Consider the following 12,287-nt stretch of genomic DNA (forward strand, 5'->3'; position numbering starts at 1 on the left):
TTCAAATAATTTAGGAAATGAACAATAAATTAGCACTGTTTTTTTTGGTGATTTTAATGCAGTTTTCGTGTAACAATAACGATACGCGTCTTGCTGATCAATTAAGAGATGCAAAAAAGAAAGAAGTAATTTTTACCAATATAAAAAAAGGCTGGAATTTTTTTGACACACCAATCAATGAAACCTCAGAAGCTACTGTAAAGACATGGCAGCAATGGCGTGAGTTTATGGATGAACTCGCCAAAAAACCAAAGAAAACAATTGGCGATTTCCAGAAGAAATCCAAAATGCTGTCAACTAAAGTAATGGCTTTGAATACTAATATTCCCGCTCAATTTGACACACCGCAGATAAGAAGCAGAATTGCTACTTTGATTACACAGGTCCGAATGCTGGATTTGTATATAAACTTGACTGATATCTCCGATAAAAAAGTAGTAAAACTTGTTGCAGAAATTAATATAGAACTGGTTTCTCTGCAGAGACAGATGGATAAAATCGTTGAGAAAAGCAAGATTCCAATGGAGACAGGAGAATCTGAATTGTTACAGATGATTATGGACACTACTAGAGCAATACCTTCTGGAAGCCCAATGATGCCTGGGAATCCTGGTAATAACGGAATACCTGAAAAATATCATACAATGCCTAGTAATCCTGGAGGAACAGCTAGTCCAAAAAATCCAAACTAAGCAAAATCTTGAGTAAAGCCACTTCTATATATTCGGTTTATGATTCTTCTCCAAAAGCGGCTCAAATTGTAGCTCGTTTGCAGGAAAATAATCAGGTAAAAATGCAATTGGACGGTCTGCTGGGATCGGCAGTTTCCTTTGTCATTCATTCGGTTTTCAAGAAATCAGAGCTTCCTTTTCTAGTGGTTTTGAACAATAAGGAAGAAGCAGCCTATTATTTGAACGATTTGGAACAAATGATAGGCGAGCAGGATGTACTGTTTTATCCGGGATCTTTCCGTCGTCCGTACCAAATTGAAGAAACGGATAATGCCAATGTTTTGCTTCGATCCGAAGTGCTTAACAGAATCAATTCCCGCAAAAAACCAGCCATAATTGTAACGTATCCAGAAGCACTTTTTGAAAAAGTCGTGACTCGTCAGAATTTGGATAAAAACACGTTGAAAGTTACTGTCGGGGATAAAATTTCTATTGATTTTCTGAACGAAATTTTGTTCGAATACGAATTCAAAAGAGTTGATTTTATCACGGAACCAGGCGAATTTTCTGTTCGTGGTGGAATTGTCGATGTGTTTTCGTTTTCGAATGATAATCCGTATCGAATAGAGTTTTTTGGGAATGAGGTGGAAAGTATCCGAACTTTTGATGTCGCAACCCAATTGTCATTGGAACAAAAGAAAAAGATTACCATTATCCCGAATGTCGAGAATAAGGTTTTTCAGGAAAATCGAGAAAGTTTTCTGGATTATATAGCCGAAAGAACGGTTTTGTTTTTTCAGAATACGGAGAATCTTTTATACGAATTGGACAAACAGTTTGCCAGAGCCGAAGAAGCTTTTGAGAAATTGTCCAAAGATATTAAACACGCCACGCCGGAACAATTGTTCTTGAACCAAAAGTCATTTGTAAAACGGGCGTTGGATTTTTCGGTGGTGGAATTCAATTCTAAACCGGTTTTTAAAACGACGAAGAAATTTGAATTTCATATTCAGCCACAGCCATCGTTCAACAAGCAGTTTGATTTACTGCTGAATAATTTGAGTGACAATCATTTTAACGGTTACCAAAATTATTTGTTTTGTTCGAATGAAGCGCAGACGAAACGTTTTCATGATATATTCGAATCGTTGGATGAAGCCAATTCCGAGAATATCCGCAAGCAATACAAAACAATCGTTTTGCCGTTATACCAAGGTTTCATCGATCAGGAAAACCAAATTACGTGTTATACCGATCATCAGATTTTTGAGCGTTACCATAAATTCAGCATCAAAAACGGTTATTCGAAAAAGCAGAATTTAACTTTAAAAGAACTTACGACTTTGTCCGTAGGCGATTATGTAACGCATATCGATCACGGAATCGGGAAATTTGGCGGACTGCAAAAAATACAAGTTGAAGGCAAGACACAGGAAGCGATTAAGCTTGTGTATGCAGATAATGATATCGTGTACGTGAGTATTCACTCGCTGCACAAGATTTCGAAATACAACGGAAAAGACGGAACGCCTCCGAAGATTTATAAATTAGGATCTAACGCTTGGAAAGCTTTAAAACAAAAAACCAAGGCAAGAGTCAAACATATTGCATTCAATCTGATTCAGTTGTATGCCAAACGCCGATTGGAAAAAGGATTCCAATTTGCACCCGACAGTTATCTGCAGAACGAATTGGAGAGTTCGTTTATTTACGAAGATACTCCGGATCAAATAAAATCGACACAGGAAGTTAAAACCGATATGGAAAGCGAACGCCCTATGGATCGTTTGGTTTGCGGTGACGTGGGATTTGGTAAAACCGAAGTTGCGATTCGCGCGGCCTTCAAGGCTGTGGATAATAGCAAACAAGTTGCAGTCTTGGTGCCGACGACTATTTTGGCGTACCAGCATTATAGAACTTTTAGTGAAAGGCTGAAAGATATGCCGGTTTCTATTGGTTATCTGAATCGTTTTAGAACTGCCAAACAAAAAGCTGAAACCTTAAAGCAATTAGCCGAAGGGAAACTCGATATTGTCATTGGAACGCATCAATTAGTTAACAAAAATGTGGTTTTCAAAGACCTTGGTTTGTTGATTGTCGATGAGGAACAGAAATTTGGTGTTAACGTAAAAGACAAACTCAAAACGATAGCGGCTAATGTCGATACTTTGACATTGACGGCGACGCCAATCCCGAGAACTTTGCAGTTTTCGCTGATGGCGGCCAGAGATTTATCGGTAATTACAACACCTCCGCCTAATCGTTATCCTATAGAAACGAATGTGGTTGGATTTAATGAAGAGCTGATTCGTGATGCAATTTCGTATGAAATTCAGCGCAACGGACAGGTCTTCTTCATCAATAACCGAATCGAAAATATAAAGGAAATTGCCGGAATGATTCAGCGTTTGGTGCCTAACGCCAGAGTTGGAATTGGTCACGGACAAATGGAAGGTGCCAAACTGGAAGAATTGATGCTTGCCTTTATGAACGGCGAATTTGATGTGTTGGTTGCTACGACAATTATCGAAAGCGGTTTGGACGTTCCGAATGCGAATACCATTTTCATCAATAATGCCAATAATTTTGGTCTGTCTGATCTGCATCAGATGAGAGGACGTGTGGGACGAAGCAACAAGAAAGCGTTCTGTTATTTCATCTGCCCGCCGTATTCGCACATGACTGAAGATGCAAGGAAACGAATTCAGGCTTTGGAACAATTCAGCGAATTGGGAAGCGGTTTGAACATTGCGATGAAAGATCTTGAAATTCGTGGTGCGGGAGATTTATTGGGTGGAGAACAAAGCGGTTTCATCAACGACATTGGTTTTGATACGTACCAAAAAATCATGAACGAAGCCATCGAAGAATTGAAGGAAAATGAATTCAAGGATTTATACCCCGAAGAGAATAATATCGAGACCAAAGAATATGTAAAAGATCTGCAAATCGACACCGATTTTGAGCTGTTGTTTTCAGACGAATATATCAATAATGTCACGGAGCGTTTGAGTTTGTATAACGAATTGGCCGACGTGAAAAACGAGGAAGAATTGGTTGTTTTCCAAAATAAACTGATTGACCGTTTTGGTCCGATGCCTCCAAGAGCGAATGCTTTAATGAACAGCATCCGCATCAAATGGATCGCAACTCGTGTGGGAATCGAAAAACTGGTGATGAAAAAAGGCAAAATGATTGGTTATTTTGTCTCCGATCAGCAATCGGATTATTACCATTCGAAACGTTTCCATAAAGTGATTCAGTTTGTGCAGACACATAGCAATATTTGTGTAATGAAAGAAAAGCAAACACCAAATGGATTGCGATTATTGCTGACTTTTGACAATGTCAAATCGACTAGAGTGGCCTTGGAAATGATGCAGAAGCTGGGAGGGGAGTAAAAGTTATAGCTGTTTAATTTTATTGTAATGATTCGATACTTTTAATGTTTACTCCAACAAAACAATCGTCTTGACAGTCATCTGCCTCATAACCACAAATTGAGATTAATCCATTGTTTTTAGTTTCAAAATGTATTTTGACATTATCTCTTTTTATAAGCCATTCTTGTTCAGCCTTTTTATATATTTCATCTAATGTTAGAGCAGGCTCACCATTTGTATGACTGCCAATTTCACTTCCCTTTTCAATCCATTCCAATTCTCCTTGAGGTATATTATTTCCAAATCCTTGAGTAATAGTGTATTTAAAGTGTCTTTCGGTTGCTTTTCCATCTACTATAATTATGGTGGTTTCCCAAGCAATACCAATCCATGATGCACCAGTGACAATATATTTATATGAATTATTGGTTGATTGTTTGAAATCTGACAGAGCAAGGACACTATTCTGAAAATCACTTTTATCTTCATCATCTGATTCACAAGAAGAAATTAAACAGCTAATCAATAATAATGCAATAATGTAAATTTTGTTTTTCATGGTTACTGTGTTTTATTATTATAGATGCAATTTTAATTAATTAGTTGCGTATTAATGGATGATATTTTTTTAAAAAGGTAAAAATAGTTTTAGAAGTAATATTTTAAAGACTTCAAAGGTAGCTGCCACATCAAATAAAAATAGGTTTAAAATCGATTTCTATTTTTGACAATTGAAAATGAAATGATTAGTTAAACTCTCGCATTTGCTTTTAAAAGCCATTCCAAATAGATATATTTGTTATACTAATATTTTGAGTCATGAATCTAGCTGCCAGAAAATATAATTTCATTCAGGAAATTACCGCTATAGACGAAGTTCTTTTGGAAAAACTTGAAATGGTTTTAAAAGCAAACAAAAAGGATTGGTATGACGATTTGAGTTCAGAAGAAAAGCAGGAAATAGAAATGGGTTTAAAAGAAGCCGATAATGACCAGCTGTTAAGTCATAAAGAAACAATGAGCCAATTTGACAAATGGCATTAGAAGTTAAATGGACTTTACAGGCAAATAAAGGTTTGGCAAAAGTTATTGCTTACTTAGAAGCAGAATGGACTTTTAGAGAAATTCTGCAATTAGAGAAAAATATTATTCAAGTCACAAGTCAGATTGTTCTTTTTCCGGATTTATATCCAAAATCGAAAACCTATACAAATCTTCACAAGGTAATTGTAGATAAGAATAATTACTTGGTTTATCGTGTAAATCATAAAAATTCTACAATTGAAATTATTAATTTTAGGGGAACAAAACAAAAGCCTAAACATTAATTTTTTGGCATTTTTATTTTTTAAACTATCTCAGGACTTTTTTTGTAAATATCCGTATATTTGATTTTTACAAATTAACTTTCAATGAAATCAAGATCAATAGAAAACTTTTACGAGGACATTTCTTCAGAATGTTTTATAGAAAAGAATGCATTGCTGTTGCCCAATGGTATTCAGAAAGAAGTGGGGCATTTCAATGTTTTCAGTATAAAAGAACTTTATGAAAGGTTAAAAGGTAAATCCTGTATGCCTTATGATAAAAGAGCTTATTACAAAATAAGTTTGATTCGGGGGAAGAATAGAGTGGAATATGCCGACAAGGTAATCGAGGTTGATCAATATGCTCTTTTATTTGCAACGCCAAAAATTCCTTATAATTATCTTCCTTTGGATATGCAGCAGTCTGGGCATTTTTGTGTTTTCACCAATCAGTTTTTGACGAAGGATAAAACCGGAATGGATTTGGATAAACTGCCCATTTTTCAAACTGACGGTTATCCGGTTTTTCAGCTGACCGAAGATGAGGTAGTTGAAATTGATTTGATTTTCAAAAAGATACATCAGGAAATTAATTCGGATTATGTTTATAAATACGATTTGATTCGAAATTATGTGGCGGAACTTATTCATTTTGGACAAAAACTGCAGCCTGTTACCGCTTTGTATTCCAAACATAATTCGGCAGCCAGAGTTTCTTCTTTATTTGTAGAATTATTAGAAAGACAATTTCCAATTGAGTCTTCCCGCCAGCGTTTGGAATTAAAATCGGCCAAGGATTTTGCCGACCGTTTATCTATTCATGTGAATCATCTCAATAAGGTTTTAAAAGAAAGTACAGGGAAAACAACCACTGTATTAATCAGTGAGCGATTGATTCAGGAAGCCAAAACTCTGTTGAAAGAAACCGATTGGAATATTTCGGAAATTGCGTATTCGCTCGGTTTTGAAGAACTGGCGCATTTCTCCAATTTTTTCAAAAAACAGACTGCACTGTCTCCATTATCTTTTCGAGTTTAAATAGTTTGATTTGAATTTCGCAAATTCTGGATTGATATTTGCAACAGCAGAACTTTACATCTCAATTAATTTTGTCTTATTAATTTAAAACAAAAACTTAAGATGGGAAATAAAATTGCTCTGGTTACCGGTGGAAGCCGCGGATTAGGAAAAAATATGGCTTTGAGTCTTGCCAAAAAAGGACTGGATGTTGTGCTGACGTATCACAGCAAAAAAGCCGAAGCTGAAGAAGTTGTGAGCGAAATCGAAAAATTAGGTCGAAAAGCCGTTGCATTGCAATTGAATGTGTCTGATGTAAGTGGTTTTGATTCCTTTTTTCAAAACGCAAAGTCAGCTTTACAAAACACGTTTGGTACTGATAAAATTGATTTTTTGATCAATAATGCAGGTGTTGGAGCTTATGCAAGTTTTGCAGAAACCACAGAAGCTCAATTTGACGACATGGTTAATATTCATTTTAAAGGAGCTTTTTTCCTTACACAAAAAGCCTTGGACATATTGAATGACGGTGGAGGTATTGTAAATATTTCGTCTGGATTGGCACGTTTTTCATATCCAGGATATGCCGCTTATGCAAGTATGAAAGGTGCTATTGAAACTTTGACGAGTTATCAGGCGCAGGAATTGGGCGCAAGAAAAATCAGGGTGAACATTGTCGCTCCAGGAGCGATTGAAACTGATTTTGGTGGTGGTGCTGTTCGTGATAATGAACAGTTAAATCAGCAGATTGCTTCTCAAACGGCATTGGGACGCGTAGGTTTACCTGACGATATTGGAAGTGTGGTAGCCTTTTTGTGCACACCCGATTCAAAATGGGTAAATGGACAGCGCATAGAAGTTGCGGGAGGAATTCATTTGTAATTGAATTTATCACAGAGGTATCTAATACAAAAAAGAAGCTTTAAAAAGATTCTTTTTTGTTACCAATAAAATGTCCTTGGTAAATTCCCAAATCTTTCTGTAAAAAATGTAATGCAAAGGCGCACAAAGACAAATAGTTTCGAAGTATTAAAAATTTAAACAAACCATACAATTAATTTAAACAAAAAGTTATATGAATTAAATTTTAGAAGTCTTTGTGGCTTTGCAATAATATGCTAAAGGTTTACGAATAGTTTTGTATAAAGATCAATCTATCTTACTGCAAATATAAGCAACAAGATTTGATAACACTATTGTGTAAACCAACAGTTTATGAAATTAGTTTTTAACACTGGATGTTGACAGGCTGCAAAGCTATTTTGATAAGAGAAGCAGGAACAATATTATTTTTGTAAAAATGGTTCGATGTTTTTTATATGTATTCCGATGAAGCAATCGTCTTGACATCCGTTTATAACATAACCACAGGTCGATATTAGTCCATTGTTTTCGGTTTCAAAATATATCTCAGCATTATCTCTTTTTATAAGCCATTCCTGTTCGGCTTTATTATATATTTCGTCTAATGTTAAAGGAGCAGCAGCTATATTTGTATGACTTCCAATTTTACTTTCATTTTCAGTCCATTCTAATTCTTCCTTTGGGATATTATTTTTTAATCCGCTGGTATTAGTGTATTTAAATTGTCTTTCAATTACTTTTCCGTTAGAAATGATTATAGTAGTTTCCCAAGCAAGACCAATCCAGGTCATGCCAGAAACGATATATTTATAGGAGTTATTGGTTGATTTTTTGAACTCAGACAAAGTCATATTACTGTTTTTGAATTCATTTCGATCAGTATTGTCTGATTCACAAGAAGAAATAAAACCACCGACCAATAATAATACAATAAGAGAAAATCTATTTTTCATGTTACATTTTTATTAGTATAGATGTAACTTTAATTATTTGGTTGCGTGTAAACGGGTTAAATCTTATAGGTTTGCGAAAAGTTCTTTAGTAATAGCAAAAAGTCTTAAACAGAAGTTATCAAATGCAAAAGAATAACTGTTTTTTACCTCGTCACTTCCTCAATCAGATAAAAAATAGATTTAAAATCGATACCGCTCATTTTTTCAAGTCCTATTTCGCAGGTTCTGCTGGTGGAATAACCCTCTGTACAGCCGTAAGGAATCTGTGCTTTTAATTCTCTTAATCCGTGTTCGTTTAATTCAGGAACTAAAAAACCTCTGTCTCCTGCAAAACCGCAGCAATTACTGTCTATAAGGGTAACATTGTCAGCACATAATTTAGACAGAGCAGTCAATTGTTCTGTCTTGCCAATTTTTTTAACGGAACAAACCGGGAAGACTGTTATTGTATCTTTTTTATTTTTTATAGTTAATAGCGGCATTACATACTCCAGCATAAATTCGATAGGATCAACTATTTTCAGGGCTTTAGAAAATTCTTCTTTCGAATGGTAAAAACATGGACTCATGTCGTACAAAATAGGATATTTACCACTTTCTGAAGCTTTCAGCAGTTCTTTTTCCAATGCCTCAGATTGTGAATGATTGGTTTCTGCAAAACCTTTGCTTGAAAAAGGCATACCGCAGCAATGATTATCCATTGATTCGGGATAAATTATTGTGAAACCGGCACGAACCAATAAGCGGTGCGTCAGTTCGGTCAACTGTAGATCATCTGAGTTCTGGAAACGGTTTTTTCCCATGCTTCTGTTGATGCAGGAAGGGAAGTAAACTACTTTTAAATCAGCTGTTGTATTCATTACTTTTTTAATTAAAGATTGAACCGCAGATTCGCAGATTTATAAATAAAAATTTAAAAAAATCAGCGAATTAGCGGTTAATTTTTCACGTTAATTTTATCGGCTCCTTTTGGCATTTCTGGAATCCATTTTGGCACTTTCCCAAAAGTGATAAAATGCGACACATGCGACAAGGCTGTCATAATAGTCGTTCCAAAAATGGAATGGAAGAAAGAAACAATTTTCAGCCCCGTTCTCATAATTGAAGTTGTTCCAGCCATGTGAGAACCAATGTAAGCAGCTGTTTTTTTATTGTTGGAATCCAGTTCATTGGCACGCCAGGTTTTTACAAATTTTCCGGTATCGATATGAACAGGGCAGGCCAAGGCGCAAAGTCCATCGGTGGCACAGGTTTCGTCCAGCTGATAGGTAACGTCTTTTCTAATGTCTGCCAATCGCTGCGGGTCATCATTGGATTCTTTCAATCGTGTTATTTCCCGTGCAATTACAATACGCTGTCTAGGCGATAAAGTTAAACCTTCGGATACGCAATGTGGTTCACAAAAACCACACTCCATACATTTGTCAACAATATTATGAGTTTCGGGCAGCGGTTTTAAATTTTTGAGATGTGCTTTGGGATCCGGATTGATTAAAACATCGGGATTGATTTTATTGTTTGGATCAAAAATAGTCTTGATGCGTTTCATGATTTGATAAGCTGCAGCTCCCCATTCTTTTTCCACAAAAGGAGCCATGTTTCGGCCTGTTCCGTGTTCGGCTTTTAATGAACCGTTAAAACGGTCAACAACCAAAACTGCCAATTCGGACATCAGTTTTTCGTAGCGATCCACTTCGGATTGGTTCGAAAAGTCCTGTGAAAACACAAAATGCAGATTTCCTTCAAGGGCATGGCCAAATAAAACGGCATCGTGGTATTCGAATTTTTTGAATAAATCTTTTAGTTCCAAACAGGCATCTGCTAGTTGAGGCAGAGGGAAAGCAACATCTTCAATAATTACCGTTGTTCCATTTTTTCGAAGCCCGCCAACTGTAGGCAGTAAGCCTTTTCGGGCTTTCCAGTTAAAATAATATTGTTTGGGATTGGATGTGAATTCATATTCTGCATAGGTCGGAATAGATTCAATTTCTAAACGGACTTTAAGCTGTTTCAACAGCATATTGTCCAAATCATTATCCCGGCATTCAACTAATAGAGCACAAGCAGACTCAGGCAATGTTTTGAAATAATCGGGTGCGTCAGGATCATTTTCTACGGAGCGAATGGATTCTCGATCTAGTAATTCTACTGCGGCAACAGGCGCTGATTTTAATAAAATAGTGGCATTGCAGGCGTCCTGAATTGTTTTGAAAATTAACAAAGAACAGGATTTATGTTTTTCGTCTATAACCGTTTTGAAAGTCACATTCGAAATAAAAGCCAAAGTTCCCTCAGATCCTACCATCAAATGTTTGATAATCTCAATCGGATCCTGATAATCGACCAGAGCATTGATACTGTAGCCAGTTGTGTTTTTTATCTTAAATTTATTTTTTATCTGATGATAAAGCGTTTCGTCATTTTTGATCTGATCTCTTAGACTTTCGATTTCCTGAATTAAGGCAGATTGATTTTTTTTGAAAGCTTCAACACTTTGTGTATCGGCGGTGTCAAGTATAGTTCCGTCATACAGTACAATTCGAATGTCGGCTATGGTTTGATAAGAGTTTTGTGCCGTTCCACAGCACATCCCGCTGGCATTATTGGCAACTATTCCGCCAATCATGCAGGCACCGATAGAAGCAGGATCGGGCCCGATTTTTAATCCGTGGGGAGCTAAGTGAATATTGGCTCTGGCACCAATAATGCCGGGTTCGAGCTTTACTTTTTCCTTGTTGTCAAAAAGTTCAAAGTTTTTCCAGCCATGCGTTGCAACTACCAAAACCGAATCCGTAATAGCCTGGCCTGATAAACTGGTTCCTGCCGCGCGAAAAGTTAGTGCAATATCGAGTTTTTTGGCTTGTTTTATAATTTCGACAATCTCGGCTTCGTTGTGTGCTAGAATGACGATTTTAGGAATCAGTCTGTAAAAACTCGCATCTGTTCCGTAGGCAAGTGTCTGCAAAGGATTGGTCAAAATACGTTTGGAATCAATAGAAACTGATAAAATGTCTTTTAACTTTTGGTAGGAAGGTGCTAACATAGCGATTGCATTTTATAAAGAGGGCTCAGATTTTTTTGTAATTAAAGTGTAAATTTAGGGATAAGTGTATGTTCTGCAATTTGAATTCTGTTGAATCTTTATAATTCTTATTGAGAAAAAATAAGCAATCAGATTTATGCAGATTTTTGAGGGATGCTTGCAAAAAAGCAAAATGTTTCTCGTTAGCCCCGATCGCAGTGGAAATCCTTTTGTGCCGGGGTTCGGCACACAAGATTGTAGCGGAGAGCGGGAGGATTCCGGCTGAAAAGGCCTAATCTTTCTGCTCAAAAAAAAACGAAGCCAATTAGCCTCGTTTTTTGAATATAAAAGATTCCTTTATCTAGTTTTTCAAATCTTTGATTACCTTGAAAGCTACATCTACTTCATTTTCGCTTACTAAAATAGTAAACTCATTAGAAGTTGAAATTACCTCGTTGATAATAATTCCTTCCCATGCCAAACGCTGGAAAATGAAATAATAAATCCCAGGAACTACTATATTTTCTTTTGGTAATTTAACAGTAATAGACGCCAGATTTTCTAGTTTTTGAATTAGTTTTTCTGATGAAAAATGCTTTTCCACCAAGTGATTTACGCTGTTACTCACAACAATATTTGTCTCATTAACTCCTTTGGATGAAGTATAAAAAATATCTGGCAATGAATTGATATCGGTGATTAAATCGGCCTGTTTGTTCAAAACAGTATCCGAAACTACATAGGTATAATCTGTTAAAGCTGAACGTACTGTGATTTCGCCTATGTTTTTTATTACTTTATTAATTTTGTGATTTAATCGAAAATCTAATTCTTCCGTTAAACGTTTTAGAGCCATTACTACAGCTCCCTGTTTTACTTCTTTTCCAAATTCACTTTCCAATTCTGTCATGATATTTCGTGACAAAGAAGTCAGATTGATAATGCCTAGTGACAATGCATTCAGCAAAAAAGGTTTTGTTTTGATATAATTTTCAACAATTGAGGAAACTGTTTTCATAATCTTTAGGGGTTATTACGTAGTTAGTACTTAGTTTTTGGATCTAAATTCT

Annotated in this window: 11 protein-coding genes; 6 read left to right on the top strand and 5 right to left on the bottom strand. The window is 36.0% G+C overall.

Going from position 1 to position 12,287, the window contains the following annotated elements:
• Window positions 1-17: 17 nt before the first annotated feature.
• Together C8P67_RS10580 and mfd are read left to right on the top strand one after the other, a co-directional pair.
• Window positions 18-692, top strand: a complete 675-nt coding sequence (locus C8P67_RS10580; protein WP_245980420.1) for a hypothetical protein — start codon at window positions 18-20, stop codon at window positions 690-692.
• Window positions 693-793: 101 nt separating this feature from the next.
• Entirely contained in the window at window positions 794-4,072 is a 3,279-nt protein-coding gene (gene mfd, locus C8P67_RS10585; protein WP_394338647.1) for a transcription-repair coupling factor, read from the top strand.
• Between the two features lie 19 nt (window positions 4,073-4,091).
• On the opposite strand, the gene C8P67_RS10590 is transcribed toward mfd, so the two are convergent.
• The gene (locus C8P67_RS10590; RefSeq protein WP_115813129.1) at window positions 4,092-4,613 is read right to left on the bottom strand and encodes a hypothetical protein; all 522 of its coding nucleotides are present in this window, start codon (window positions 4,611-4,613) and stop codon (window positions 4,092-4,094) included.
• A gap of 260 nt (window positions 4,614-4,873) precedes the next feature.
• Between C8P67_RS10590 and C8P67_RS10595 the strand changes: the two genes are divergently transcribed.
• From C8P67_RS10595 to C8P67_RS10610, 4 genes are all read left to right on the top strand, one after another.
• Window positions 4,874-5,098 carry a hypothetical protein gene (locus C8P67_RS10595; protein ID WP_115813131.1) on the top strand — a complete coding sequence of 75 codons (225 nt, stop codon included), beginning with the start codon at window positions 4,874-4,876 and terminating at the stop codon, window positions 5,096-5,098.
• Window positions 5,089-5,382, top strand: coding sequence for a type II toxin-antitoxin system RelE/ParE family toxin (locus tag C8P67_RS10600; RefSeq protein ID WP_115813133.1), 294 nt, complete (start codon window positions 5,089-5,091; stop codon window positions 5,380-5,382). The genes C8P67_RS10595 and C8P67_RS10600 overlap by 10 nt, the downstream gene beginning before the upstream one ends.
• Window positions 5,383-5,466: 84 nt before the next feature.
• Window positions 5,467-6,399 carry a helix-turn-helix domain-containing protein gene (locus C8P67_RS10605; protein WP_115813135.1) on the top strand — a complete coding sequence of 311 codons (933 nt, stop codon included), beginning with the start codon at window positions 5,467-5,469 and terminating at the stop codon, window positions 6,397-6,399.
• Window positions 6,400-6,501: 102 nt separating this feature from the next.
• Window positions 6,502-7,260: an SDR family oxidoreductase gene (locus tag C8P67_RS10610; RefSeq protein ID WP_115813137.1), complete on the top strand. Its 759-nt coding sequence runs from the start codon at window positions 6,502-6,504 to the stop codon at window positions 7,258-7,260.
• A gap of 404 nt (window positions 7,261-7,664) precedes the next feature.
• On the opposite strand, the gene C8P67_RS10615 is transcribed toward C8P67_RS10610, so the two are convergent.
• The 4 genes from C8P67_RS10615 to C8P67_RS10630 form a co-directional block, all read right to left on the bottom strand.
• Window positions 7,665-8,195 carry a hypothetical protein gene (locus C8P67_RS10615; RefSeq protein ID WP_115813139.1) on the bottom strand — a complete coding sequence of 177 codons (531 nt, stop codon included), beginning with the start codon at window positions 8,193-8,195 and terminating at the stop codon, window positions 7,665-7,667.
• 143 nt (window positions 8,196-8,338) lie between these two features.
• Window positions 8,339-9,055: a (Fe-S)-binding protein gene (locus C8P67_RS22340; RefSeq protein ID WP_115813141.1), complete on the bottom strand. Its 717-nt coding sequence runs from the start codon at window positions 9,053-9,055 to the stop codon at window positions 8,339-8,341.
• A 77-nt stretch (window positions 9,056-9,132) separates the two neighbouring features.
• On the bottom strand, window positions 9,133-11,238 hold the full coding sequence (locus C8P67_RS10625) for an FAD-binding and (Fe-S)-binding domain-containing protein (RefSeq protein WP_115813143.1): 2,106 nt from the start codon (window positions 11,236-11,238) through the stop codon (window positions 9,133-9,135).
• Between the two features lie 340 nt (window positions 11,239-11,578).
• Window positions 11,579-12,235 (bottom strand): aspartate kinase, encoded by a 657-nt coding sequence (locus tag C8P67_RS10630; RefSeq protein WP_115813145.1) that lies wholly within the window; start codon window positions 12,233-12,235, stop codon window positions 11,579-11,581.
• Between the last annotated feature and the right edge of the window lie 52 nt (window positions 12,236-12,287).

Source organism: Flavobacterium aquicola, from assembly GCF_003385115.1.
Classification (GTDB): domain Bacteria; phylum Bacteroidota; class Bacteroidia; order Flavobacteriales; family Flavobacteriaceae; genus Flavobacterium; species Flavobacterium aquicola.